Genomic DNA, 23,593 nt, shown 5'->3' with positions numbered 1-23,593 from the left:
CCCCGGCCCGGGGCCGGCAGCCCCCGCGGGGCCGCTCAGCGCACCTGGGTCGCCGTGAACTCCCGCCCGGGCGCGACGAACGCCTCCTGCGCCTGCACCAGCCGCAGCTCGCGCTCGCCGGAGTCGATGGTCACCTGCAGCAGCTCGAGGACGCTGGCGGCCGTCCGCTCCAGGGCGGTCGCGGCCGACCCGGTCTCGCGGTAGTGGGCGGTGAAGAGAGCGCTGGTCACGTCGCCCGAGCCGTTGGCCTTGATCGGCAGCCGCGGGGTCGCCACGATCCAAGCGCCGTCGTCGTCGACGGCCAGCATCTCGATGGTCTCGCCCCCGTCGGGCTGCGGCTCCCGCTCCGGGCGCAGCACGCTGGTGACGAGCACGGTCCGCGGCCCGAGCTCGCGGGCGCGGTCCACCGACTCCAGCGTCGACTCCAGGCTGTCGGGCTCCGTGTGCGTCATGTAGCCGAGCTCGAACTGGTTGGGCGTGATGATGTCGGCGTGCGGCAGCACGCGCTCGCGGATGAGCGGGGGGATCGCCGGCGCCACGAAGCAGCCCGAGGTGGCGTTGCCCATGACCGGGTCGCAGGTATACGTGGCGTCGGGGTTGGCCGCCTTGACCCGGCCGACGGCCTCGACCACCACGTCGACGATCTCCTCACCGCCGAGGTAGCCGGAGAGCACGCCGTCGCCGCTCCCCAGCACCCCACGGTCCTCGATCCCGCTGATGACGGCGCGCACGTCGTCGGCGGGGATGAGCGGGCCACCCCACGCGCCGTAGCCCGTGTGGTTGGAGAAGTTCACCGTCAGCACCGGCCAGACCTCGTGCCCGAGACGCTGCAGCGGGAAGACGGCGGCCGAGTTGCCGACGTGGCCGTAGGCGACGTGGCTCTGGATGGAGAGGAAGCGCATTCTCCCGATGATGGCACCTCCGCGCCCGCATCCGCAGCGCGGGCACCACGAGGGGCATGCCGCACCCGCCGGTCCCGGCTCAGGCGCGTCGCCCGTGGGCTCCCACGTCCCGCGGACACGCCCGGCCCGCCCGGCTCAGGTGCGCACGTGCGTACCTGAGCCGGGCGGCACGGGCGTGGCGTCGGGACGGCAGAATGCGGGGTATGCCGTCCCGTGTGCTCGCCGTGCAGCTCAGCCCCGTCCACGAGTTCCGCAAGGAGCCGGTCGCCGAGATCGAGCTCGTCGAGGGGTATGGCGTGCGCGGGGACGCGCACGCCGGCGTCACCGTGCAGCACCTCCACCGGGTGAAGAAGGACCCGACGGCGCCCAACCTGCGCCAGGTCCACCTCATCCACGCCGAGCTCTTCGACGACCTGGCCGAGCTCGGGCACACCGTGCGCCCGGGCGACCTCGGGGAGAACGTCACGACGACCGGCATCGACCTGCTGGCGCTGGCGCGCGGCACCCGGCTGACCCTGGGCGAGGCAGAGGTGGAGGTCACCGGGCTGCGCAACCCCTGCTACCAGATCGACGACTTCCAGCCCGGGCTGCTCAAGCAGGTGCTGCGCCGACACGGCGACGGCGCGGTGGAGCGGCTCACCGGCGTCATGGCCGTCGTGACGCGCGGCGGGACGGTCCGGCCGGGTGACCAGATCAGGGTCGCGGTGCCGGACGGCCCGCTGGTGGCGTTGTCGCCCGTCTGACCGAGCACTGTGCGCGGTCGTGGCCCGCTGAGGGCCACCATCGCGCACGGACCCGGCGGGAGAACGGCATACCGAAGAAAAGCGCCGGCCATTCTCGACCTGCATTCCTGTGCCATCCCCAGTACCATGAAATGTCGTCGAGGCCCAAATGGCGTGCCCAGACTCATCCCAGTCTTCTTTCCTACCCTAGGAATTCTCTATGCTGACCCTCCGCCGCCTCACCAGCCTGCCGGTGCTCGTCGGCGCCCTGGTGCTGGTGACGTCGCTGGTCGCGGGTCCGCTGCGTGAGGTCGACCGTTCGCTGCACGGTTTCTGGTCCGACGACCTCACGCCCCGGTGGACCGACTTCCTGGACCAGGTGCCCAATGCCGTCGCGGGGCAGGCGGTCTGCCTGCCCGCCCTGCTCGCCGTCGCGTTCTTCCTCGCGTGGAAGCACCGCACCTGGCGACCCGTCCTCGTCGCGGCCGCCGCCGAGATCGGCTTCTACGCCGTCGTCGGTGGCCTCAAGGTCGTCCTGGCCCGCACCTCCCCGAAGGCCGACGACGTCTCGGGCCGCTTCCTCAACGGCGGAGCGGCCGAGCACGGGTGGTACGGCATCACCTACCCCTCGGGCCACGCCTCCGAGGCCATCCTCTTCTACGGCGCCGCGGCCTACCTCATCGTGGTCTACTCCCACCCCGACACCCGGGTGAGGCGTCGCCTGGGGTGGGCGATGGGCCTCATCGTGCTCAACTCGATCGGGGTCGCCTACTACCTCGGCTACCACTGGCCCTCCGACCTCCTAGGCGGGATGCTCGTGGGCGCGGTCGTGCTGCGGGCCATCATCGACGCCGACCAGTGGATGGTGCGGCGCCGCACCGCCACCCTCTGGCGCCAGCTCGAGACGGCCCCCGGCCGCCCGCACCCCTCCGAGGCCACCCCCGCGCCAGCAGCCGGTGCCGTGGCCTCGACGCCCTCCCCGCGCACCGCCGCCGCCACCCCGGCGCCGACCCGGGAGCCGGCGCACCCCCGCACGGCGACCTGGCGGCCCGCGAAGCACGGCACCCGTGCGCCGCAGCAGGCGCCGGGTCGCCGCGAGCGCGACCCCGAGCTCGTCCCGTAGTCCTCGCCCAGCGTGGACACCGATCCCCTCCCCGCCGTCGTCGTGGGCGGAGGGCAGGCCGGCCTCGCGGCCTCCTTCTACCTCCGCCGCCGCGGCGTGGAGCACCTCGTCCTCGATGCCGGTGACGCGCCCGGCGGTGCCTGGCGGCACACCTGGCCCTCGCTGCGCCTCTTCTCCCCGGCGGCCTACTCCTCGCTGCCGGGCTGGCGGATGCCCCCGACGGAGGGGCCCGACAACCCCGACGCCGCCCACGTCATCGACTACCTCGCCGCCTACGAGCAGCGGTACGACCTGCCGGTCCACCGACCGGTACGCGTCCGCTCGGTTCTGCGTCAGGACGGCCTCTTCGTGCTCGACACCGACCACGGCGCCCGGCGGGCGCAGGCGATCGTCGGCGCGACGGGCACCTGGAGCCGGCCGTTCGTCCCCGCCGTCCCCGGGATCGAGGACTTCCGCGGGGTGCAGCTGCACAGCTCGCGGTATGCCGGTCCCGCCCCCTTCGCAGGACGGCGCGTGCTCGTCGTCGGCGGCGCCAACTCCGGCGCGCAGGTCGCCACCGACCTGCTGCCGGTGGCGGACGTGACGTGGGCGACCCTCGGGCCGCCCCGCTACCTGCCCGACGAGGTGGACGGGCGCGAGCTCTTCCGGGTCGCCTCGGCCAGCCTGCGCGGCGAGGGCGAGGGGGTCGGCAGCCTCGGCGACATCGTGGCCGTGCCGCCGGTGCGCCGCGCCCGGGACGCCGGTGAGCTCGTGGCTACGCCGATGGTCACCCGCCTCACCCCGAGCGGTGCCGTCGCCGAGGACGGGACCGAGCTCGAGCTGGACGCCGTCGTCTGGTGCACCGGCTTCCGCCCCGAGCTGTCGTGGCTCACCGGGCTGGAGGTGCCGCGGCGGGCGGGCCGGGTGCTCACCGACGGCGGCCCCGCCGTGCCCGGCGTGCCCGGCTTGTTCCTCCTCGGCTACGGCGACTGGTGCGGAGCGGCGTCGGCCACGCTCATCGGGGTGGGCCAGTGGGCTCGCCAGGTGGCGGCGGAGGTCGGGACGAGGCTCGACAGCATCGTCTGACGGCTCTATCATCGTCACATGACGATGACAGAGCCGCGCATCGATACCGCAGGAAGCACCGACCTCGGGACTCCTGCAGGCAGCGAGCCGGACGCGGCCCTGGCCGCGGCCTGCCTCTTCCACGGCCTCGCCGACTCCTCCCGCGTGGCGATCCTGCGGCACCTGCTGCTGGGCGAGCACAACGTGCGCCGGCTCACCGAGCACCTGGGCCTGGCGCAGTCGACCGTCTCCACCCACCTGGCCTGCCTGCGCGACTGCGGGCTCGTCACCTCGCGGCCGGTGGGCCGCTCCTCCGTCTTCAGGGTCACCGAGCCCGCCCTGGTCATGTCGCTCTTCTCGGCCGCGGAGCAGCTCCTGGCGGCGACCGGGGACGCGGTCGTCCTCTGCCCGGACACCGGCGCGGCGGCCACCCGATGAGCGCGTTGCAGCTGCAGACCGGGGCCGCCGTAGAGCGGACCCGACGGCTGCGCCGACGTGCCCGGGCGCTCGCGTTGACCTCGGTGGTCTACAACGTCCTCGAGGCGGTCGTCGCGATCGCCGCGGGCCTGGTCGCCGGGTCGGTGGCCCTGCTCGGCTTCGGCCTCGACTCGGTGGTGGAGGTGAGCAGCGGGCTCGTCGTGCTGTGGCAGTTCAGTCACCACCTGCCGCAGGAGCGCGAGCGGACCGCGCTGCGGCTCATGTCCGTGGCCTTCTTCGCGCTCGCGGCCCTGGTCTCCGTCGAGTCGGTCCGCGCGCTCGTGGTGGGGCGCGAGGCGGAGACCTCGACGATCGGCATCGCCCTCGCCCTGGTCTCGCTCGCCGTCATGCCCGTCCTGTCCTGGGCGCAGCGCCGCACCGGCCGCGCGCTCGGGTCCAACGCCGTCGTCGCGGACGGCACCCAGACCCTGCTGTGCACCTACCTCTCGGCCGTGCTGCTCCTCGGCCTGCTGCTCAACGCCGCCCTCGGCTGGTCGTGGGCCGACCCGGTGGCCGGCCTGGTCATCGCCGGTGTCGCGCTGCGCGAGGGGCTGCAGGCCTGGCGGGGCGAGGGCTGCTGCGCCCCGGCCGGCGACGGGTGCGCCTGCGGACCGGGGGCGTGCGACTGCTGACGCCTCACGCCGGGGGCCGCAGCCGCGCGAGGTGCGCGGCGGCGACGTCACCGACGAGGTCGAGGGGGAGCTCGGCGCCGTGCGGGAACTTCAGCGTCCCTCGGCCGGAGACGTAGGGCGCCATCCGTTCGGCCAGGTCCGGGTCTGCGGAGACGTCCGGCAGGGGGTAGACGGCCACGTGCCGGGCATACCCCGCCGTGTAGCAGACGGTGCGCCCGTCGAGGGTGAAGGTGAGGATGCCGTAAGAGATCCGCTCCCCCAGCCCCGGCGCCGTGGCGTGGACCCGGGCGCGCACGGCGTCCACCCGCTCACGCGCCGTCGGCGGCAGCGAGTCCAGGTATGCCCTGACGGCCTCACCCTGGCCCATGACGCCAATGTAGCCTCCTATGCTCGGGCGTGTGGCTCAGACCGTGACCGACACCGCGCTGGTCTTCGAGGGTGGGGGCATGCGGGCGTCGTACACCTCCGGGATGGTGGTGGCCCTGCTCGAGGCCGGCCTCCACCTGCCGTGGGTGGGCGGCATCTCGGCCGGGGCGAGCAACACGTGCAACTACGTCAGCCACGACCCGTGGCGGGCCCGGCACAGTTTCACCGACTTCGCCTCCGACCCTCGCTTCGGTGACTGGCGCTCGTTCGCCCGCGGGCAGGGGTGGTTCAACGCCCAGTACATCTACGAGGAGACCTCGCTGCCGAATCAGGCGCTGCCCTTCGACTGGTGGACCTTCGCGGCCGACCCGGCGCAGGTGCGGATCGGTGCCTTCGACGCCGTGGCCGGGGAGCAGGTGTGGTGGGGGCGCGAGGACCTGGTCACGCTGCGTGACCTCATGGTCCGGGTGCGCGCCTCCTCGACCATGCCGGTGGTCATGCCGCCGGTGACCATCGACGGGCGCGTCTACGTCGACGGGGCGCTGGGCAGCTCGGCGGGGATCGCGCTGGACGCCGCTCGCGCCGACGGCTACGAGAAGTTCCTCGTCGTGCTCACCCAGGAGCGGGGCTACCGCAAGAGCGAGCAGCGCGGCGACTGGTACCTCCGGCGCCACTTCCGCCGCTACCCCGCGATCCCGGAGGCGCTGGCGGCGCGCCCCGCCCGCTACAACGCGGTGCGCGAGGAGCTCTTCGACCTCGAGGCCGACGGCGCGGCCTATCTCTTCGTGCCCGAACGGATGCCGGTGGGCAACGGGGAGCGCGACGTGGCGAAGCTGCGGGCCAGCCACGAGGCGGGTCTGGCGCAGGCGCGTCGCGAGCTGCCCGCGGTCCGCGACTTCCTCGGCACGACCTGAGGGCGCCGCGGACGCACGACTCGAGGGCGTCGTGGACGGCCGGCCCGAGGGGAGGCTCAGGCGTCGAGGAAGTCGCGCAGCAGCTCCACGAGCGCCCCGGGCGCCTCCTCGTTGAGGGCGTGCCCGGCGCCCTCGACGATCCGCAGCCGCGCGGAGGGTATGCCGGCCGCCAGCGCCCTGGAGCCCGGCTGGTTGACCTTGTCCTTGGCTCCGACGAGCACCAGGGTCTGCGCCTGGACCCGCTCGAGGGCCTGCGTCAGGTCGGCCGAGCGGGTGACCTCCAGCGCCTGGAGCAGCCGGTCCTTGGACACCCCCGAGTCGGCCAGGCGTGAGGCCGGCACCAGCCGCAGCGCCGCCGACTGCGCCCGCATCGCCAGGCGGGGCGGTCGCACCTGCCCGGCGACGAGCACCAGGCGGCGCACCCGCTCGGGGAAGTCGGCCGCCAGCCGGGTAGCGGCCATCGCCCCGTAGGACACGCCGCACACGTCGACCTGCTGCATCCCCTCGAGCATGAGCTGCTGGTCGAGGGCCGCCGCGGCGTCGCTCAGGCCGAGCAGCTGCGTCTCGGTCGGGCGCAGACCGGGCACCCAGGGGGTGAGGATCCGGCGGCTGCCGTAGAGGGGGACGACGACGTCCTCCCAGGCCATGGGCGCCTGGCCGACCCCGTGCAGCAGCACGAGCGGGGTGGCCGCCGCGGCCTCCGCCGCGCTCACCGGCCGCCCTCGTCCTCGACGCCGGGCGGCACGCCGTCATCCTCGGCGGCCCCGGCGGGCTCGGCGTCGTCACGGACGGCCTCCCCGACGTCACGGACAGCCTCGTGGCCACTCGTGCCGGCGTCCTGGCCCCGAGGGTCGTCGCAGTCGTCGCGCCCGAGCTCGGCGTCGGGCGCGGAGTCGAAGCCGTGCTCGCCCTCGCCCTCGGTCCTCGGCTCCACCTCCTCGCCGCCGTCGTGCGGGTCGCTGACGCAGAACTCGTTGCCGGCGGGGTCGACCATGACCGTCCAGCCGAAGCCGTCCACGTCGTGGGTCCGCACCACGTCCGCCCCCAGCTCGACGAGGCGGGCGACCTCGGGAGCCCGGTCGCCGCCGGCGAGGTCCAGGTGCAGCCGGTTCTTGCCGGGCTGGACGCTCTCCACCCGCTGCAACCCGATCGCGGGGGTGCCGGCGAGGACGACGAAGTCGCCCCAGTCGGCGGCGACCTCGGTCTGCAGCGCGCGGCTCCAGAACTCCGCGAGTCCCTGCGGGTCGTCGCAGTCGATCGTCACCATCGTCACCGCCAGCATGGCCCCATGGTGTCAGGTGCGGCCGACCCGCACGGAATGCGGCGGCCTCGCCGCCGGTTGACGCCGAGGACAGCACCGCCGAGCAAAGGATGACGTATGCCCACGCGCACCGCACGCACCGACTGGACCGGCTCCCTGCAGGACGGCTCGGGCAAGGTCGAGCTCAGCAGCTCCAAGGTCGGCACCTACGACGTGTCCTTCCCGTCCCGCGCGGCGGACGACGCGGCCGGCACGACCTCCCCCGAGGAGCTCATCGCCGCCGCCCACTCCTCCTGCTACGCGATGCAGCTGTCCAACCTGCTCGCCGAGGCCGGCGGCACGCCGCGGGCCCTCGAGGTGAAGGCGGACGTCTCGCTCGGCGAGGACCCGGCCGGCGGCTTCCGCCTGACCGGCATCACCCTCACCGTGCGCGGCGAGGTGGACAGCCTCGACGAGGAGGCCTTCGTCAAGGCCGCCGAGGACGCCAAGGCCAGCTGCCCCGTGAGCAAGGCCCTCACCGGCGTCGAGATCACCCTGGACGCCGCGCTGGAGGCCTGAGCCGCACCCTCCCGTCGGCTGGAGCGTTCACGTGTACGCCCTGGCCGACGACACGCCCGTGCCGACGGGCCCGGCCGTTCACGTGAACGGCTGGGCCGGTCCGTGTCGGGAGGGTCTGCGATGCTCACGGGTATGCCGTCGCCGCCCGCCCCACACGTCCGCGTCGATCGGCGCCCCGACGGCGTCGCGCACGTCGTCCTGGACCGCCCGGACAAGCTCAACGCCCTCACCCTGGGGATGCTCGACGAGCTGGTCCGCACCGCCCGGGTCCTCGGGCGCGACGACACCGTGCGGGCCGTCGTGCTCCTCGGCGAGGGGGACGCGTTCTGCGCCGGGCTGGACCTGCGCGCCGCGCTCGGGGACCCGGTCGGCATCGGCCGGCGGTTCGTGCCCCGGCCGTGGCGCGGCACCAACGTCTTCCAGGAGGCGTGCTGGGTCTGGCGCCGGCTGCCGGTGCCGGTGGTCGCCGCCGTGCACGGCCACTGCCTGGGGGCCGGCATCCAGCTCGCCCTGGGCGCCGACCTGCGCACCACCACCCCGGACGCGTCCTGGTCGGTGCGCGAGGTGCGGTGGGGGCTGGTCCCCGACATGACCGGGATGCGCTCGCTGGCCGAGCTGGTCGGCCTCGACACCGCCAAGGAGCTGACCCTGACCGGTCGCACGGTGGGCGGCACCGAGGCCGGGGAGCTCGGCCTGGCCACGCGGGTCGGGGCCGATCCGCTCGCCCTCGCGCACGAGCTCGTGGCCCCCATGCTCGAGCACGACCCCCGGGCACTGGCGGCGGCCAAGCGGGTGTTCCGGCATACCTGGACGTCCGGCCCGCGGGCCACCTTCGCCCACGAACGGCGGGCGCAGGTCGGCCTGCTGCGGCGGCTGGCCACCCGCAGCGCCGGCGGCGACCTCCCCGGTCGGCGCGCGGCCACCCGGTGATGCTGGGACACTGACGCACCATGACCGCCCCGTCCCACCCTCGCGACGACGCCCAGCCGGACGACCGCGACGACGTCGGCGTCCTGCCGCAGATCCGGCGCACCACGAGGTGGAGCCGGATCTGGCGTCCGTTCTGGGTGCTGCCGATGACCTTGGTGGTCGTCGCCACGGTGGTGGGCGCGCTGCTGCCGGAGTGGGAGCTGGCGTTCGACGAGAGCCTGCCCTACGTCTTCCAGGGCGGCGCGGACGGTGCCCGCGGCATGCTCAGCACCATCGCCGGCGCGATGATCTCGGTGACCGGTCTCGTCTTCTCGATCACCATGGTCGTCATCCAGCTGGCGAGCAGCCAGTTCAGCCCCCGGGTGCTCGACGACTTCCTCTCCAGCCGGATCACCCAGTCGACGCTGGGCATCTTCGCCGCGACCTTCACCTACGCCCTGACGGTGCTGCGGTCGGTGCAGGGCGCCTCCGGTGAGGAGTCGTTCGTCCCGCAGATCTCGGTCACGCTCGGCTTCCTGCTGGTGCTGGCCAGCGTCGGCACCTTCCTCGCCTTCATCCAGCACATCACCACCTCCATCCAGGTGTCCTCGATCGTCACCCACCTGGGCAGCTCGACCATGTCGGTCATCGACCGCTACTTCCCGCACGCCGACGAGCCGGCCGCCCGCCGCCCCGACCGGGAGTGGGACCCGCCGGAGTCGGCGCCGGTGCTGCAGCTGGAGGCGGTGGAGCACGGGTATGTCGTGGAGATCGGCTACCGCCGGCTCGTCGACTGGGCGGCCGAGCACGACGCGGTCGTGCAGGTCCTCACCCCGGTCGGGAGGTACGTCACCGAAGGAGCGCCGGCGGTGCGCATCCACGGGCTGGCGCTGCCCGAGCGCCGGATGGTGATGAACGGCGCCGACGACGAGGAGCACCAGGAGCTGGCCGACCGCTTCGACCTCGGCACGGTGCGCCGCGCGATCGTCGTCGAGAAGGACCGCTCCTTCAACCAGGACCCCGAGGTGGGGGTGCGCAAGCTCGTCGACATCGCCGAGCGGGCGCTCAGCCCGGGCATCAACGACCCGACGACCGCCAGCCAGGTGACCAACGAGCTGCACCGCATCCTGCGCCTCGTGGTCACCCGGAGGGACCTGCCGGAGGTCGTCGAGCGCGACGGGCAGATCCGGCTCGTGCACCGCCCCCAGCGGGTGGCCGAGCTCATCGACCTGGCCCTGGAGGAGCTGCTGCACTACGCCGAGGAGTCCTTGCAGGTGCCGCGCCAGGTGCTCTTCGTCCTCGGTCGGCTGCGCCCGGTCGCGCTGCCGGAGTATGCCGAGGTGCTCGACCACTGGGAGCGCGTCACCCGCCAGATCGTGGAGCGGGCGCGCGCCGAGGACGAGAAGGCCTACACCCGGCGGGAACCGTGAGCGGCGCGGACACCGGGCTGGCGCTGCCGGCGGTGACCCTGACCGGCGCCGGGCTGGCGCTGGCGACGGTGGTCGGGGCGGTCCTGCTGGGCCAGCTGGTCCGGCTGGGCGTGACCGCCGTGCTGGGGTGGCGCGGCCGCAGCGCCGAGTCGGCCCGGGTCTTCGGCCGGTTGGCCGGGATGCTCGTCGTCGCGCTGGGCATCGGGGCGGCGCTGACCATCCTCTTCCCCAGCGTGCGGCCGGTGAACATCCTGGGCGGCGTCGGCGTCATCTCCATCGCCGCGGGCATCGCCTTCCAGACGGTGCTGGGCAACATGTTCGCCGGGATCGTCATCCTCGCGCGGGGCCGCTTCGGGGTCGGCGACCAGATCGCCGTGCTGGAGCACGCGGGGACGGTCGTCCAGATGGGGCTCAGCTCGACGTCGGTCCGCACCTTCGACGGACGACTCGTGCTCGTCCCCAACGGCACCCTGCACTCCCACCCGGTGACCGTGCAGACCGGCTTCGAGGCGGTGCGGTCGGCGATCACGGTCGAGCTGGCCGACGACAACGACCTCGAGCAGGTGCGCGACGTGGCCGTGCGGGCGATGGTCGAGCTGCCGACGGTGCTCGACGAGCCGCTGCCGCAGGCCCTCTTCACCACCATCGGCACCCGCACGGTCGGGCTGGAGCTGCGCTTCTGGTCGGGTGCTCGCCAGCTGGAGACCAAGGAGGCGCGCGACGACGTCATCCGGGCGGTGCTGCAGGCCTTCCGGGACGCCGGCATCGAGACCTCCTCCGACGTGACGACCATCGGGGTGACCTCGCAGCTGCGCGAGCTGTGGGAGAGGACCCGCGGCGGCGACGCCCCGCGCGCCGGCTCCGGCTCGCCGACCGGCGACGGAGGCGGCATACCCTGACCGGCATGAACGGTCAGATCGAGGTCCGCGGCGCCCGGCTGCACAACCTGCGCGACGTCGACGTCGACCTGCCGCGGGACGCCCTCGTGGCGGTGACCGGGGTGAGCGGGTCGGGCAAGTCGAGCCTGGCCTTCGGCACGATCCACGGCGAGTCGCAGCGGCGCTACCTCGACTCCGTCGCCCCCTACGCCCGGCGCCTGCTGCACACCGCCATCGACCCCCAGGTGCGCGACGTGCACGGGCTGCCCCCGACGGTCGCGCTCGAGCAGGGGAGGTCGGGCGCCGGGGCGCGGTCCAGCGTCGGGACGGTGACCACCACCGGGGCGACCCTGCGGATGCTGCTGTCCCGGTGCGGGGCCTACCCCCCGGGCGCGCAGCGCCTCGACTCCGACCACTTCTCCGCGAACACCGCGGTCGGCGCCTGCCCGGACTGCGGCGGGCTGGGGGTGGTGCACGAGCCGACCGAGGCCTCGATGGTGCCGGACGACTCGCTCTCGATCGCCGAGGGGGCGGTCGCCGCCTGGCCCGGGGCGTGGCTGGGCAAGAACTACCGCGACATCGTCGCCACCCTCGGGCACGACGTCGACGCCCCGTGGCGCGAGCTGCCGGCGCAGACGCGGACGTGGATCCTCTTCACCGACGAGCAGCCGGTCGTCACGGTCGTGCCGGTGCGGGACGCGGAGCGGATCAACCGGCCCTACCAGGGCACCTTCTCCTCCGCGGCGAGGTACGTGCGGCGCACCCTGGCCGAGACCAGGAGCGCGACCTCACGGCGCCGGATGCTGCGCTTCGTCGAGACGCGCGCGTGCCCGACCTGCGCCGGGCGGCGGCTGCGGCCCGACGCCCTCGCCGTCACCTGGCAGGGGCTCGCCGTCGACGAGGCGGCCGCGCTGCCGGTGGCCAGGCTCGTCGAGGTGCTGCGGGCGCGCCGGGAGGAGCTCGAGGGCGGACCCGACGCGCAGGCGCAGGCCGAGTCGGTGCTGGTCACGGATCTGCTGGGACGCCTCGAGCTGCTGCTCGACCTGGGTCTGGGCCACCTGTCGCTGGACCGGCCGGCGGTGGGCGTGTCGACCGGTGAGCTGCAGCGCCTACGGCTGGCGACAGCCCTGCGGTCGGGGTTGTTCGGGGTGGTCTACGTGCTCGACGAGCCGTCGGCCGGGCTGCACCCGCGGGACGTGGACCAGCTCATGGAGCTGCTGAGGGCGCTGGTGGCGGCCGGCAACACCGTGGTGGTCGTGGAGCACGACATGGCCGTCGTGCAGCGGTGCGACTGGGTCGTCGACGTCGGCCCGGGCGCCGGACGTGACGGTGGGGAGGTCCTCTGGTCCGGGCCGGTGGGCGGGCTGGCCGGGGTGGCGGTCTCGCCGACCGCCGCCTACCTGCACCAGCCCGTGCACGAGGCCGAGGTGCGCGGCGTGGACACCGGACGGGGCCCCGCGCGGGGTGGGCGGGCGTCGACCGGGACGCTGGAGCTGAGAGGCCTGGAACGGCATACCGTGCGGGGTGTCGACCTCGACCTGCCGCTGGGGGTCGTCACCGTCGTGACCGGGGTGTCCGGGTCCGGCAAGACCAGCCTGCTCGACGCGGTGCACGACGTGGTCGGCGGGCAGCTGGCCCGGGTGGAGGACGTCGAGGGCGAGGACGGCGCCGCCCAGGGCGAGGACGGCGCCGGGTCCGGCCCCGAGCCGCGCTCCGGCGGCGAGGCCCGGGCCGTGGGTGACGGGGCGCCGACCCGGGTGGTGCGGATCACCCAGAAGCCGATCGGGCGGTCGCCTCGGTCGACGCTCGCGACCTACACCGGCCTGTGGGACGCGGTCCGTCAGGCCTTCGCCGGGACCCCGGAGGCGAGGGGTCGCGGCTTCACCGCGTCGCGCTTCAGCTTCAACACCACCGCCGGGCAGTGCCCCACCTGCGGCGGGGAGGGCGCCGTCGCCGTGGAGCTGCTCTTCCTCCCGGGGACGTATGCGCCGTGCCCGACCTGCCACGGCGACCGCTTCGGTCCCGAGACGCTGGAGGTGGGCTGGCACGGGCACACCGTCGCCGACCTGCTGCGGATGAGCGTGCGCGAGGCCCGCGAGGCCCTGGGCGGGCTGCCCGCGGCGGCGCGCGCGCTCGACGCCCTGGACGCGCTGGGGCTCGGCTACCTGCAGCTGGGCCAGTCGGCGACCGAGCTCTCCGGAGGGGAGGCGCAGCGCATCAAGCTCGCGACCGAGCTGCAGAAGCGCCGCCGCAGCGCGACGCTCTACCTCTTCGACGAGCCGACCACCGGGCTGCACCCCGCCGACGTGCACCGGCTCCTGGCGCAGCTGCACGCCCTCGCCGGCGAGGGGCACACCGTGGTGGTCACCGAGCACGACCCGGCGGCCGTCGCGACCGCGGACGTGGTGGTGCAGATGGGCCCGGGGGCCGGGGACGCCGGCGGCCGCGTCGAAGAGGTGCGGCGGGTGCGGCCGGGGCCTAGACCGACAGCTCCTTGACCGTCCCGGTCACCCGCCCGTCCTCGTTGCGCAGGAAGAGGATGTGGCCGAAGTCGAGCCTCGACCAGCCGTCGGTGTCCTCGGTCAGGGCCTCGGAGGCGAAGATCGCGCCGGTGGCCTCCTCGTCCCGGTCGCTGGTCTCGAAGGCATACGTCGAGGTGTCCTGGTCGAAGCCCGTCCCCATGAGGTAGTACATCGGCTCCAGGAGCATCGAGAGGCTGTGCTCGTCCGAGCCCGGCTCGGCCCGGCGCAGCTCCTGCCAGTCCCCGCTCAAGTCGGTCTCGCCCTCGAGCCCGAGCCCGCCGTTGACGCCGATGATCCGGTCCTGGGACACCAGCGCCAGCTTGAGCTTGGTCAGTCCTGGCAGGCCGAGCGTCTCCATGGCCGCCGCGACGAGCCGGATCAGCTGCTCCACCGCTCGCTGGATGTCCTCGTCGCCGTCGCCGTCGAGCAGCGAGAGCAGCAGCACGTAGATGAACTCGGTGTCCGTCGAGCCCGCCATCTGCTCGAGGTACTCGTCCTTGCAGTGCTGCAGCAGCTCCCGCTGGAGGATCTTCCAGCCCGGCAGGTAGCCGTTCTGCGCGACGATCCAGCGGGTCCCCTGGAAGGAGAACGGGTGGCAGTTCTCGTCGGCCAGCACGACCTTCGCGTCGTAGGCCGCCGCCCGCACGTGCGCCAGCATCGTGCTCGCGCGCAGGCTCGGCACGATGCGCTCCACGTTGTCGTCGTAGAACGCCGCCATGGGCCGGCGGTAGATGAACGGCTCCTGCGGCTTGGCCAGGTGCTCACCCCAGGCGCCGAACCCCCACCCGGCCAGCTGGAGCTCCGGGTGGCTCTCCGGGTCGAGGGCCTGGTTGACCAGGCTGTTCGCGGGGGTGAGGAGCAGGTTCTCCAGCGGGGTCTCCGGCCCGATGAAGGCGAGCACTCGGCACATGGGGGTCCTCTACTGACGGTGGGGGTGGGTGCCGCCAGCCTAGGGGTCGGCCGGGGCGGTCGCGCCCGGGGCCGTCAGTCGACCCTGCTCACCGGCGCCCCGTGCCGCAGCGCCCGCGGGATCTCCGCGACGGCGTCCACCCGCTCGACCAGCCGGGTCCGGTCCGCCGCGGACGCGCGCGCGTCGAGCCGGACGGCATACCTCACCCCGGTCGAGCGCCAGTCGTCGTCGAAGCCGCCGTCGGCGGCGACCGCGACCCCGTCCACCTGGATGCCGAGGGTCTGCGCCTCCCGGTAGGTGTCGTTGAGCACGCAGAGCGCCACCGACAGGTGCAGCAGCTGCGCCCCGTTGGTCGCCGGACCGGCGACGACGCCCTCGTCCGTCCACGCGTGGGCGAGCACGATCCCGTCGGCGGCGCGCAACGTGCCCGCCGTGGCACGCACCCCCAGGGGTGACAGGTCCATGGCGCCGACCGTACTCCTGCGGCGAGGCTCCCCGCCGGCGTCGGCCGACGGGTCCTCCTGCGAGGATGGGGCATGCGGATCGCGATCCTGGCCGGGGGCAGCCGGGGCGACTACCAGCCGGTCCTCGCGGTGGGCCAGGAGCTGCGCTCACGCGGTCACCAGGTCGGGGTCACGGCCTCCAGCGACTTCGCCCGGAGCATCCACGAGGCGGGGCTGGACCTCGAGGAGGTCCGCGTCGACGCCATGCGGATCTACCGCGAGGGGACGGTCGCCCAGATCATGGCCGGCGCCGACATCGGCCGGCAGGTCGCCGCGCTGCGCCACCAGGCCGAGGCCATGGCGCCCGAGCTCGCGCGGGTGCTGCTCGACCTGTGGCCCCGCTACGACGCGGTCGTGTCCACCGCGCTCACCTTCGGGTGGGCCGGCCAGCTCGCGGCCCGCGACCCCCGACCGCACACGCTCATGCTCTTCGTCCCCGCGCTGCCCTCGACCTGGGGCGACGCGAGCATGTTCACCACCCGGCCCGGCCGGTCCGCCCGCAACCTCCTCGACGGGCTGCGGGCGCTGCGGCCGGCCATGGCGATGGGCTCACCCGTCTCCGCCGCCCTCGCCGACCGCGGGGTGCCGCGCGGCTCCGGGGTGCGGGCGGCACGGCACACCCTCGGCGTGCCGGCGTTCGTCGCCCACACCCCGCAGGTGATCGCGCCGCGTCGGGTGAGCGGACGGCGCATCGTGCTGACCGGCTACCCCTTCCGCGACTCCCCGGCGGGCACCGGGCTCGGTCCCGAGCTCGAGGGCTTCCTCGGGGCCGGGTCCGCGCCGGTCTACGCCGGCTTCGGCAGCCAGAGCCTGCCCCAGACCCGCGAGGCGCTGGGGCACGCCGTCGAGGGCGCCCTCGCGGCGGGGCACCGCGTCGTGGCGCTGCGGGGCACCGGCCTGCCGGAGGGGTATGACGAGCGCGTCCTCTTCGTCGACGGCGCCCCGCACGACCTCCTCTTCCCCCGGATGGCCGCCGTCGTCCACCACGGCGGCGCGGGGACGACCGCCGAGGCGCTGCGCTCCGGGGTGCCGCAGGTCGTCGTGCCGTTCGCGCTGGACCAGCCGTTCTTCGGGCGCCGCGTGCACGAGGTGGGCGCCGGGGCGCGACCGGTCGCCGTCGGGCATACCTCGGTCGAGGCGCTGCGGCAGGCGTTCACCACCACCGCCGGCTCGCCGGTGCGGCGCCAGGCCGCGCTGGTCGGCGCCCGGGTGCGCGCCGAGCGGGGCGTCGAGCGCGCGGCAGACCGCATCGAGGCGGCCCTCTGGGGCTGACCGTGGGTCCGGTGTGGTCTGACCGCGCGTCCGGTGTGGTCTGACCGCGCGTCCGGTGTGGTCTGACCGCGCGTCCGGTGTGGTCTGACTGTGCGTCCGGTGTGGTCTGACCGCGCGTCCGGTGTGGTCTGATGGCGCGTCCGGTGCGGTCCTAGCGCGTGTCCGGTGCGGGCCGGGGGGTGACGCGGAGGACGACGTCGCCCTCGCCGTTCGAGGTGGTCACCCACAGCGCCCCGTCGTCGTCCAGGGTGAGCGAGCGCAGCCGGCCGTAGTCGCCCTCGAGCTCGGCCATCCGGTCCTCGCCGACGACCTCCTCGCCGTCCACCCGCAGCACGCCGACGCCGGAGTCCTTGAGCTCGGCGACGGCGAGCGACCCCTCCCAGGCGCCCCACTGCTCGCCCTCGAGGAAGGCGGCACCGCTCGTCGCGTGCGTCCGGTCACCGCTGCTCCACGCCGCCTCGACCGCCTCGGGGAAGCGGTCGGTGTCGGTCATCGGCACCGACTCGTCGTAGCCCGGGCCCGGCGCCCAGCCGTAGTTCGCCCCCGGCTCCAGCACGTTGACCTCGTCGTCGACCGACGAGCCGTGCTCCACCGACCAGATCGTGCCGCTGCCCGGCTGCGCGGCGAGCCCCTGAACGTTGCGGTGGCCGTAGGTGAGGATCCGCGGGTCGCCGTCGACGAACGGCGCGTCCGCCAGCGGCTCCCCCTCGGGTGTCACCGCCAGCACCTTGCCGCCGAGGGAGTCCAGCGACTGCGGGTTGGTCTCGTCGGCCGCGTCCCCCGTGCCGACGTAGAGCGTGTCGTCCTCCAGCAGCAGCCGGCACCCGCCGTGCCGCCCGGAGGTGATCGGCATACCGTCCACCACCACGCCGTCGGCGCTCGCGCCGGTCGCGCCGTCGTCGAGGGTCCACCGGGTGACCCGGACGTCCTGCGGCTGCCCGCCGGACTGCGTCGCGTGGCAGAGGTATGCCGTGTCACCCTCCGGCGAGAGCGCCATCCCCATGAGCCCGGACTCGGAGCCGACGAAGAGGTCGGGGAGGTCGATCGCGACCTCCCGCACCTGGCCGTCCTCCAGCGCCAGCAGGCGGCCCCCGCGCTCGGTCACCAGCGGGGTGCCGCCGGGCAGCAGCTGCACGTCCCACGGCAGCGCCAGCCCGTCGGCGACGACCTCGACGTCCAGCGTCGGGCCCGCGTCGCCGGCGTCGGCGGCAGCTGGGGAGCCCCCCGCCGCGGCGTCCTCGCCCGAGCCGTCCTCGCCCGAGCCGGTCGCGCATCCGCCGAGCGCGAGCGGCAGGGCCGCGAGCAGCAGCAGGGCACGGCCCCTGAACCGGTGGTCACCCATGGCTCGACGGTACCTGCGCGACGTCACACCGGCAGGTCGAGGACCTGCGCCAGCCGCTGCACGGAGCGCCCGGCCTGCCGCTGGTAGACCGCGCTGCGCGGGTGCCCCTCCAGCCCCGCGCGCCGCAGGGCGTAGGCACTGAGCTGGAAGGCGTGCGCGAGCGCCAGCTGCTGGGCGTGACCCAGCTCGCCGGGAGCCAGGGGCCACGCCCAGCCGGCGTGGATCTCGCCGAGGGTGCGTCCGGGGTCGCCGGAGAAGAGGTGCAGCCGGGCGGCGTCGAGCATGACCGGCGCGACCCCCGCGCGCTCCCAGTCCACGAGCACCAGGCCCGCGGGGGTGCGCAGCACGGTGGAGGCGACGAGGTCGCCGTGGCACCACGACGTGGCGACCGTGCCGCCAGCCGCCAGGAGGCCCTCGACGACGTCGGCGACGAGAGGAGGCACGATGCCGGTCTCCACCGTCTCCTGCCACTGCTCCTGCCGCGGGGCGTCCCACCAGTCGACCAGCCGCAGCTGCTCGACGCCGTGCCCGACGTGCACCCCGCGCAGCCGTTCCAGCAGCTCGGCCGCCGCGGCCGCCAGCGAGACGCCGGTGGCCAACGGCGCGCCGTCCACCCACCCCTCGACCAGCCAGCAGGCTCCACCCGGCAGCACCCCGTGGGCGACGAGCGGGGGGATGAGGGCGGGGTCGCAGGCCCCCACCACCTGGTGGGAGGCGCGGATCCGGCCCTGCCGGGCGAGGTCCCCCGACCCGTCGACCGCCAGGGTCAGCCGGCCGGAGGCGTAGGCCGCCCGCAACTTGACCCCGCCGAGCAGCGCGAACTTGGCCAGCACCACGGCGTCCGCCGCCACCGGTGCGGCGAGCCGCTCGGCCCCGGTCGCCGGTGCCGGTGCCGCCGGGAGGAGGCTGCTGACCAGCTCCGGGGCCGGTGCCGGCAGCAGCGCCCGGCCGTCCGCGACGAAGGTGCGCGAGAGGTTTCGCCGGGGCAGGGCAGGAGCGACGCGCTCGACCTGCCGGACGAGGTCCAGGGCCACGACGTGCGGGTCGGCCCGCCAGGCTGCACGTCGCGCCCGGGCGCTCCGCCAGGCCCTGCGCGCACGGCCCCCGGCGCCACGGAGCCGGACCGCCGCACCTCGCACCCGGCCCGCCACCCTCGGACGTGGGCGCGCGCCGCGGCGCACCGGGTCACGGGACGTCGGTTCCGGCATACCTCCTCCTTCCGACGGGACCGACCCCACCACGCCCAGAGGAGAGGACGATGAGAGCCGAGCCGGCCGGCAGCGGGTGCCTGGGGCTGCGCGGGGGTGGGACGCGCGGGCCGCGAGCGCCTACCCTGTGGGGCGTGAGCACCCACATCGCCGCCGAGCCCGGCCAGATCGCCCCACGTGTCCTGCTGCCCGGCGACCCGCTGCGCGCCCGCTGGATCGCCGAGAACTTCCTCGACGACGCGGTCTGCTACTCCGAGGTGCGCGGCATGCTCGGCTTCACCGGCACCTACCGCGGCGAGCGCGTCTCGGTCCAGGGCACCGGCATGGGGCAGCCGTCCGCGTCGATCTACGTCAACGAGCTCATCAGCGAGTACGACGTGCAGCAGCTGGTCCGGGTCGGCTCCTGCGGGGCGCTCACCGAGCGGCTCGCGGTGCGTGACGTGGTCCTGGCGCAGGCGGCGGCGACGGACAGCTCGATGAACAGCCTGCGCTTCGGCGGCTACCACTACCCGGCCACCGCCGACTTCGGTCTGCTGCGCGCCGCGGTGGAGGCGGCCGAGGCGGCCGGCGCGCCGCACCTGGTGGGGACCGTCTTCTCCTCGGACAGCTTCTACCACGCCCGCCCCGAGCTCACTCAGAAGGTCGTGGAGTACGGCGTCGTCGCGGTCGAGATGGAGGCCGCCGAGATCTACACCCTCGCCGCGCAGCACGGCCGGCAGGCGCTGGCGGTGTGCACCGTCTCCGACCACATCGTCACCGGCGAGGAGACCAGCGCCCAGGAGCGCGAGCAGACCTTCGCCGACATGGTCACGATCGCCCTCGACGCCGCGCTGGCGACGCCGCTGCCCGCCTAGCGCACGGCATACCCACGTTCTGGACATAGGTTTCTGGGACCCGTCGCCCAGAAACCGAGGTCCAGAAGGGCAGGTCAGCCCTGCAGGAAGGCCCGGACGTCGGCGGCGAAGCGCTCCGGGTGCTCCAGGTGCGGGCTGTGCCCGCAGTCCTCGTAGACCACCTCGGTGAACGCGCCCGCCCGCTCGAGCACCGCCCGCACCTGGCTCACCATCGGCTGCGTCGGGCAGACGTCCTCCCCCGGGTAGCCGGGCACCGCGCCGAGCCTCCCCAGCTGGGCGAGGTCGAACATCGAGGTGTCGGAGACGATCTGGTCGGCGTCGCCGCGGATCCACAGCACCGGCGGGGCGGGGTCGAGGTCGGCGAAGCCGGACTGGTCGAGGTACTTCGGCGACAGCGCGTTGTTCATCCCGGTCGTCCCGGGGGCGACGCCGGGCCAGTTCTCGCTGGTCGTCGTGTCGCCGGGGTAGACGTCGTCGCCGACGAAGGCCTGCAGCATCGCGTCCAGGTATGCCTCCTCCACCTCGGGCGCGAAGGTGAACCCGGGCTTGACGTAGAAGGCACGCAGGGTGGTCCGCGGGCTCGTCGGCTCCTCGCCCCGGTCCCCCGCCCGGAGGGCCTCGCAGAACGCCGGGTTGGCGGTGCCGCCGCCGCTGCCCGCGAAGTCGTCGGCCACCGGACGGCCGTCGAGACCGGTGCTGCCGCCGAAGCCGAACGGGCTGCCGGGCGCCTCCAGCACGACGCGCCGCACCCGGTGCGGGTGGTCCGTCGCCAGCTGCAGCGCGACGTTGCCGCCGGCCGACCAGCCCAGCACGTCCACGGCGCCCTCGACCCCCAGGGTGTCGAGCAGGGCCGCGACGTCGTCGGAGAGGTCGGCGACGCCGCGGGTGGCGTCGATGGTCGCGCGGGCGGAGTCGCCGTAGCCCCGGTAGTCGGGCGCGAGGACGTGGTGGTCGGTGGAGAGGTCGTCGATGAGCCGGTCGAAGAAGGCCGAGGAGGAGACGTTGCCGTGGATGAGCACCAGGGTCGGCGCGGCGGGGTCGCCCGCCTCCCGGACGGCGGTGGTGGTGCGGGCGGTCTGCACGGGACGCGCGGCGGTGGTCATGCGCGCATCCTGCCAGCCGCCGGTCGCGGCCGCACCCCTCAGACCGGCAGCCCGTCCTCCAGCTCGCCGGGGCCGTCGGCGAGCACCGAGCGCAGGTGCCGTGCGACGTAGGGCGCGACGTGCTCGTCGACGTCCTCGGGCCGCACCCAGTGGACCGCGCGCAGCTCGCTGCGCTGCAGCGAGGCCCGTTCGGCGAGGTCGGGGTGGGTGCCGAGGTCGTGCACGAGCAGCAGCGCGTCGTCCCACTGCCGGTAGGGCGGCAGCCAGTTGACGGTGAGCAGGTCGCCGACGGGCAGGTCGACACCCAGCTCCTCGCGCACCTCGCGCCGGATCGTCTGGCGGGGCGACTCGCGGGGGTCGACGACCCCGCCCGGCAGGTCCCAGTCGGTCTTGTAGGTCAGCTCGCAGAGCAGGACCCGGCCCTGGTCGTCGCGGACGAGGCCCTGGGCGATGAGCCGCTTGCGCGGCAGCGTGGCGTTGAGCATGCCGAGGAAGGCGCCGGGTTCGCCCGGCGCCGGGTCGTCGACGAGGCGCGCCAGGCGCAGCAGGTCCACGGGCACGCCCCGGCCGTTCGTGCCCCGCCCGCGGCTCACCCCCTCCGGGCGCAGGCCGGCGCGCTGCAGGGTGCGCCGGGTCTCGACGTCGTCGGCGCGGACCTCCGCCTCCACCCGGTGCCGGCCGGCGGTGAACGCCTGCTCCACCAGGGCCAGCAGCGCCAGGACGGCCTCGTCGGGGTCCCGGCCCCGCAGCCCGGACAGCCCGGCGAGCATGACCACGCCGTCGGTCACGGCGCGCAGCCGGACGGCGGCGGGCTCGGCCTCGGCGGGCGTCTGGCCCTCCGGGGCGACGCGACCCGCCCCCGCGTCCCCGTCGCCGGTCGGTGACGGGGAGGGGCGCTCGGCGGTCGGCATACCCTCAGGCCTCAGACGTGGCGCCGGCTGGTGATGACACGGAAGCGGTTGGCCACGAAGGCGGCGTCCGAGTAGGCGGCGTTGGCCGCGGGGTTGGCCCCGGTCCCGTGGAAGTCGGAGAACGCCGCCGTCTGGTTGACGAAGATCTGGCCGGTGAGGTTCTCCGAGAGCGCCACCCCGGCGTCCGCCGCGGCCTCGCGCGCGTCGTCGAGCACCTGCTCGTCGGTGGAGTAGACCGCCGCCGTCATACCGCCGTGCTCGGAGACCGTCTGCGCGAAGCGGTGCAGCGAGTCGCCCGTGTCGGCGGTGCGCACGACGAAGGCGACGGGCCCGAAGCACTCGGTCGTGTATGCCGCCTCGTTGCCGGCGTCGACCCCGATGAGGGCGGGGGTGCGGACGACGGCGTCGGGGTAGCTCGGGTGGGTCACGGCGCGCGAGTCGAGGACGACGTCGCCGCCGAGCTGTCCGGCCAGGGCGGGGATGTCGGTGGCCCGGCCGCGGACCTCGTCGTTGACCGTGGCGCCGAGGATCTCGACCGCCTTGGCGTCATCACCGGTGAACCGGCTGATCGCCTCGCCCAGCCGGCCGGCGAACTCCTCGGCGCTCAGCTCGCCCTCGTCGGTGCGCACCGTCGGGGGCACGTAGACGTTCTGCGGTGCGGTGCACATCTGGCCGGAGTAGAGCGAGAAGGAGAAGGCGAGGTTGCCGAGCATGCCCCGCAGGTCGTCGGTGGAGTCGACGACGACGGTGTTGAGGCCGGCCTTCTCGGTGTAGACGAGCTTGCCGGCGCCGGCGGCCTCGGTCTCCAGCCAGTGGCCGAACCCCGGACCCCCGGTGTAGTCGATGATCTTCACCGCCGGGTGCAGCGCCAGGTCCTTGGCGAGGGTGCCGCCGTCGTCCTCGGCCGCCAGCTGGACCAGGGCCGGGTCGAAGCCCGCCTCGGCGAGCACCTCGCGGGCGACCTGCACGGTGATGGCGAGCGGGAGCACCGCCTGCGGGTGCGGCTTGACGACGACCGGGTTGCCGGTCGCGAGGGACGCGAAGATGCCCGGGTAGGCGTTCCAGGTGGGGAAGGTGTTGCAGCCGATGACGAGGGCCACGCCGCGGGGGACCACGCGGTAGTCCTTCTGCATGCGGATCGGGTCGCCCTTGGCCGGCTTCTCCCAGGTCACCGTGGCGGGGACGCGCTCCTGCTCCTCGAGCGCCACGACCACCGCCTCCAGCGCCCGGTCCTGCGCGTGCGGGCCGCCGGCCTGGAAGGACATGACGAAGGGCTGACCCGAGGTGTGCATGACGGCGTGCGCCATCTCGTGCGAGCGCGCGTTGATCCGCTCGATGACCTCGGTGAGCACGGCCGCGCGGACCCGGGCGCCGGCGTCGCGCCAGGCGGGCAGGGCGGACTGCGCCGCCGCCATCGCCGCGTCGACGTCCAGCTGGGGGTAGCGCACGCCCAGCGTCGGGCCGTAGGGGCTCTTCTCCGAGCCCGCCGTGGCGCCGGTGGTGGGCTGCTCGGCGAGGCCGGCGAAGTCCGTGTTGAGCGTCTCCTGGTGGGCGAGCTGACCGCGCTCCGGAGCGCCCTCCCCATACACCCGGGGGCTGGGCGACTCGGGGTAGCGGCTGTAGTAGCTGCGCTCGCGCAGCGCCCGGGCGGCGGTCTCCAGGGTCTCGCGGTGGGTGTCGAGCAGGGGGTGTGCGGACGACGTCGTCGCGGTCTCAGCCATGATCCTCAGCGTAACGACGCCCGCGCGGGCG

Annotated in this window: 24 protein-coding genes; 13 read left to right on the top strand and 11 right to left on the bottom strand. The window is 74.5% G+C overall.

The genetic code is table 11. The annotated features are described in order from the left end of the window. Positions 1–35 precede the first annotated feature (35 nt). Positions 36–902, bottom strand: coding sequence for a pyridoxal kinase PdxY (gene pdxY, locus Q0967_RS06525; RefSeq protein ID WP_298748429.1), 867 nt, complete (start codon positions 900–902; stop codon positions 36–38). A gap of 194 nt (positions 903–1,096) precedes the next feature. Between pdxY and Q0967_RS06520 the strand changes: the two genes are divergently transcribed. The 5 genes from Q0967_RS06520 (at position 1,097) to Q0967_RS06500 (ending at position 4,900) form a co-directional block, all read left to right on the top strand. After that, the gene (locus Q0967_RS06520; RefSeq protein ID WP_298748431.1) at positions 1,097–1,645 is read left to right on the top strand and encodes an MOSC domain-containing protein; all 549 of its coding nucleotides are present in this window, start codon (positions 1,097–1,099) and stop codon (positions 1,643–1,645) included. Positions 1,646–1,844: 199 nt separating this feature from the next. Then, on the top strand, positions 1,845–2,747 hold the full coding sequence (locus tag Q0967_RS06515) for a phosphatase PAP2 family protein (protein ID WP_298748433.1): 903 nt from the start codon (positions 1,845–1,847) through the stop codon (positions 2,745–2,747). Between the two features lie 12 nt (positions 2,748–2,759). After that, on the top strand, positions 2,760–3,812 hold the full coding sequence (locus Q0967_RS06510) for an ArsO family NAD(P)H-dependent flavin-containing monooxygenase (protein WP_298748435.1): 1,053 nt from the start codon (positions 2,760–2,762) through the stop codon (positions 3,810–3,812). A 24-nt stretch (positions 3,813–3,836) separates the two neighbouring features. Then, positions 3,837–4,229 carry a helix-turn-helix transcriptional regulator gene (locus Q0967_RS06505; protein WP_298748773.1) on the top strand — a complete coding sequence of 131 codons (393 nt, stop codon included), beginning with the start codon at positions 3,837–3,839 and terminating at the stop codon, positions 4,227–4,229. After that, positions 4,226–4,900, top strand: a complete 675-nt coding sequence (locus Q0967_RS06500; RefSeq protein WP_298748437.1) for a cation diffusion facilitator family transporter — start codon at positions 4,226–4,228, stop codon at positions 4,898–4,900. Before Q0967_RS06505 ends, Q0967_RS06500 begins: the two co-directional genes overlap by 4 nt. Before the next feature lie 4 nt (positions 4,901–4,904). Here the strand turns inward: Q0967_RS06500 and Q0967_RS06495 are convergent, their stop codons facing one another. Continuing rightward, complete coding sequence (locus tag Q0967_RS06495) at positions 4,905–5,267, bottom strand: iron chaperone (RefSeq protein ID WP_298748439.1); 363 nt, start codon at positions 5,265–5,267, stop codon at positions 4,905–4,907. A gap of 31 nt (positions 5,268–5,298) precedes the next feature. On the opposite strand from Q0967_RS06495, the gene Q0967_RS06490 reads away from it, so the two are divergent. Beyond that, positions 5,299–6,180, top strand: coding sequence for a patatin family protein (locus Q0967_RS06490; protein WP_298748442.1), 882 nt, complete (start codon positions 5,299–5,301; stop codon positions 6,178–6,180). A 56-nt stretch (positions 6,181–6,236) separates the two neighbouring features. On the opposite strand, the gene Q0967_RS06485 is transcribed toward Q0967_RS06490, so the two are convergent. After that, a complete protein-coding gene (locus tag Q0967_RS06485) occupies positions 6,237–6,893 on the bottom strand; it encodes an alpha/beta fold hydrolase (protein WP_298748444.1) in 657 nt (218 codons plus the stop codon). Further along, on the bottom strand, positions 6,890–7,462 hold the full coding sequence (locus Q0967_RS06480) for a VOC family protein (RefSeq protein ID WP_298748446.1): 573 nt from the start codon (positions 7,460–7,462) through the stop codon (positions 6,890–6,892). Before Q0967_RS06480 ends, Q0967_RS06485 begins: the two co-directional genes overlap by 4 nt. Positions 7,463–7,558: 96 nt before the next feature. On the opposite strand from Q0967_RS06480, the gene Q0967_RS06475 reads away from it, so the two are divergent. From Q0967_RS06475 to Q0967_RS06455, 5 genes are all read left to right on the top strand, one after another. Then, positions 7,559–7,999 carry an OsmC family peroxiredoxin gene (locus tag Q0967_RS06475; protein WP_298748448.1) on the top strand — a complete coding sequence of 147 codons (441 nt, stop codon included), beginning with the start codon at positions 7,559–7,561 and terminating at the stop codon, positions 7,997–7,999. 132 nt (positions 8,000–8,131) lie between these two features. Next, a complete protein-coding gene (locus Q0967_RS06470; RefSeq protein ID WP_298748449.1) occupies positions 8,132–8,929 on the top strand; it encodes a crotonase/enoyl-CoA hydratase family protein in 798 nt (265 codons plus the stop codon). A 20-nt stretch (positions 8,930–8,949) separates the two neighbouring features. Beyond that, positions 8,950–10,338 (top strand): DUF2254 domain-containing protein, encoded by a 1,389-nt coding sequence (locus Q0967_RS06465; RefSeq protein WP_298748450.1) that lies wholly within the window; start codon positions 8,950–8,952, stop codon positions 10,336–10,338. Next, positions 10,335–11,237, top strand: coding sequence for a mechanosensitive ion channel family protein (locus Q0967_RS06460; RefSeq protein ID WP_298748451.1), 903 nt, complete (start codon positions 10,335–10,337; stop codon positions 11,235–11,237). Before Q0967_RS06465 ends, Q0967_RS06460 begins: the two co-directional genes overlap by 4 nt. A 5-nt stretch (positions 11,238–11,242) precedes the next feature. Next, positions 11,243–13,714, top strand: coding sequence for an excinuclease ABC subunit A (locus Q0967_RS06455; protein WP_298748453.1), 2,472 nt, complete (start codon positions 11,243–11,245; stop codon positions 13,712–13,714). Here the strand turns inward: Q0967_RS06455 and Q0967_RS06450 are convergent. Together Q0967_RS06450 and Q0967_RS06445 are read right to left on the bottom strand one after the other, a co-directional pair. Then, positions 13,695–14,648 carry a class II glutamine amidotransferase gene (locus Q0967_RS06450; RefSeq protein ID WP_298748455.1) on the bottom strand — a complete coding sequence of 318 codons (954 nt, stop codon included), beginning with the start codon at positions 14,646–14,648 and terminating at the stop codon, positions 13,695–13,697. The genes Q0967_RS06455 and Q0967_RS06450 overlap by 20 nt on opposite strands. Before the next feature lie 74 nt (positions 14,649–14,722). Then, positions 14,723–15,112: an OsmC family protein gene (locus tag Q0967_RS06445; RefSeq protein ID WP_298748457.1), complete on the bottom strand. Its 390-nt coding sequence runs from the start codon at positions 15,110–15,112 to the stop codon at positions 14,723–14,725. 72 nt (positions 15,113–15,184) lie between these two features. Between Q0967_RS06445 and Q0967_RS06440 the strand changes: the two genes are divergently transcribed. Further along, on the top strand, positions 15,185–16,423 hold the full coding sequence (locus Q0967_RS06440) for a glycosyltransferase (RefSeq protein ID WP_298748459.1): 1,239 nt from the start codon (positions 15,185–15,187) through the stop codon (positions 16,421–16,423). Between the two features lie 151 nt (positions 16,424–16,574). Here Q0967_RS06440 and Q0967_RS06435 read toward each other — a convergent pair whose 3' ends face one another. Continuing rightward, positions 16,575–17,765 (bottom strand): sorbosone dehydrogenase family protein, encoded by a 1,191-nt coding sequence (locus tag Q0967_RS06435; RefSeq protein WP_298748461.1) that lies wholly within the window; start codon positions 17,763–17,765, stop codon positions 16,575–16,577. Between the two features lie 23 nt (positions 17,766–17,788). Further along, positions 17,789–18,973, bottom strand: coding sequence for a hypothetical protein (locus Q0967_RS06430; protein ID WP_298748463.1), 1,185 nt, complete (start codon positions 18,971–18,973; stop codon positions 17,789–17,791). Positions 18,974–19,107: 134 nt separating this feature from the next. Here Q0967_RS06430 and deoD point away from each other — a divergent pair, with 134 nt between their 5' ends. Next, positions 19,108–19,827, top strand: coding sequence for a purine-nucleoside phosphorylase (gene deoD, locus Q0967_RS06425; protein WP_298748465.1), 720 nt, complete (start codon positions 19,108–19,110; stop codon positions 19,825–19,827). Positions 19,828–19,901: 74 nt separating this feature from the next. Here deoD and Q0967_RS06420 read toward each other — a convergent pair whose 3' ends face one another. Genes Q0967_RS06420 through paaN form a run of 3 tightly spaced genes read right to left on the bottom strand, consistent with a single transcriptional unit; the run spans position 19,902 to position 23,562 of the window. Next, positions 19,902–20,930 (bottom strand): alpha/beta fold hydrolase, encoded by a 1,029-nt coding sequence (locus tag Q0967_RS06420; protein WP_298748467.1) that lies wholly within the window; start codon positions 20,928–20,930, stop codon positions 19,902–19,904. 38 nt (positions 20,931–20,968) lie between these two features. Further along, entirely contained in the window at positions 20,969–21,841 is an 873-nt protein-coding gene (locus Q0967_RS06415) for an NUDIX hydrolase (protein WP_298748468.1), read from the bottom strand. 11 nt (positions 21,842–21,852) lie between these two features. After that, the gene (paaN, locus tag Q0967_RS06410; RefSeq protein WP_298748470.1) at positions 21,853–23,562 is read right to left on the bottom strand and encodes a phenylacetic acid degradation protein PaaN; all 1,710 of its coding nucleotides are present in this window, start codon (positions 23,560–23,562) and stop codon (positions 21,853–21,855) included. Positions 23,563–23,593: the final 31 nt, after the last annotated feature.

This window comes from uncultured Serinicoccus sp. (assembly GCF_947500995.1).
Taxonomy (GTDB): Bacteria; Actinomycetota; Actinomycetes; order Actinomycetales; family Dermatophilaceae; genus Ornithinicoccus.
Note: the sequence above shows the minus strand (reverse complement) of the source record. Positions and strands in the feature narration are given on the sequence as shown.

Coding starts and splice junctions, on each gene's coding strand:
- pdxY (WP_298748429.1), bottom strand. CDS start 902: ATGCGCTTCCTCTCCATCCAGAGCCACGTCGCCTACGGCCACGTCGGC.
- Q0967_RS06415 (WP_298748468.1), bottom strand. CDS start 21,841: ATGCCGACCGCCGAGCGCCCCTCCCCGTCACCGACCGGCGACGGGGAC.
- Q0967_RS06420 (WP_298748467.1), bottom strand. CDS start 20,930: ATGACCACCGCCGCGCGTCCCGTGCAGACCGCCCGCACCACCACCGCC.
- Q0967_RS06500 (WP_298748437.1), top strand. CDS start 4,226: ATGAGCGCGTTGCAGCTGCAGACCGGGGCCGCCGTAGAGCGGACCCGA.
- Q0967_RS06515 (WP_298748433.1), top strand. CDS start 1,845: ATGCTGACCCTCCGCCGCCTCACCAGCCTGCCGGTGCTCGTCGGCGCC.
- Q0967_RS06505 (WP_298748773.1), top strand. CDS start 3,837: ATGACAGAGCCGCGCATCGATACCGCAGGAAGCACCGACCTCGGGACT.
- Q0967_RS06480 (WP_298748446.1), bottom strand. CDS start 7,462: ATGCTGGCGGTGACGATGGTGACGATCGACTGCGACGACCCGCAGGGA.
- Q0967_RS06440 (WP_298748459.1), top strand. CDS start 15,185: ATGCGGATCGCGATCCTGGCCGGGGGCAGCCGGGGCGACTACCAGCCG.
- Q0967_RS06445 (WP_298748457.1), bottom strand. CDS start 15,112: ATGGACCTGTCACCCCTGGGGGTGCGTGCCACGGCGGGCACGTTGCGC.
- Q0967_RS06475 (WP_298748448.1), top strand. CDS start 7,559: ATGCCCACGCGCACCGCACGCACCGACTGGACCGGCTCCCTGCAGGAC.
- Q0967_RS06470 (WP_298748449.1), top strand. CDS start 8,132: ATGCCGTCGCCGCCCGCCCCACACGTCCGCGTCGATCGGCGCCCCGAC.
- paaN (WP_298748470.1), bottom strand. CDS start 23,562: ATGGCTGAGACCGCGACGACGTCGTCCGCACACCCCCTGCTCGACACC.
- Q0967_RS06495 (WP_298748439.1), bottom strand. CDS start 5,267: ATGGGCCAGGGTGAGGCCGTCAGGGCATACCTGGACTCGCTGCCGCCG.
- Q0967_RS06430 (WP_298748463.1), bottom strand. CDS start 18,973: ATGCCGGAACCGACGTCCCGTGACCCGGTGCGCCGCGGCGCGCGCCCA.
- Q0967_RS06450 (WP_298748455.1), bottom strand. CDS start 14,648: ATGTGCCGAGTGCTCGCCTTCATCGGGCCGGAGACCCCGCTGGAGAAC.
- Q0967_RS06465 (WP_298748450.1), top strand. CDS start 8,950: ATGACCGCCCCGTCCCACCCTCGCGACGACGCCCAGCCGGACGACCGC.
- Q0967_RS06435 (WP_298748461.1), bottom strand. CDS start 17,765: ATGGGTGACCACCGGTTCAGGGGCCGTGCCCTGCTGCTGCTCGCGGCC.
- Q0967_RS06520 (WP_298748431.1), top strand. CDS start 1,097: ATGCGGGGTATGCCGTCCCGTGTGCTCGCCGTGCAGCTCAGCCCCGTC.
- Q0967_RS06455 (WP_298748453.1), top strand. CDS start 11,243: ATGAACGGTCAGATCGAGGTCCGCGGCGCCCGGCTGCACAACCTGCGC.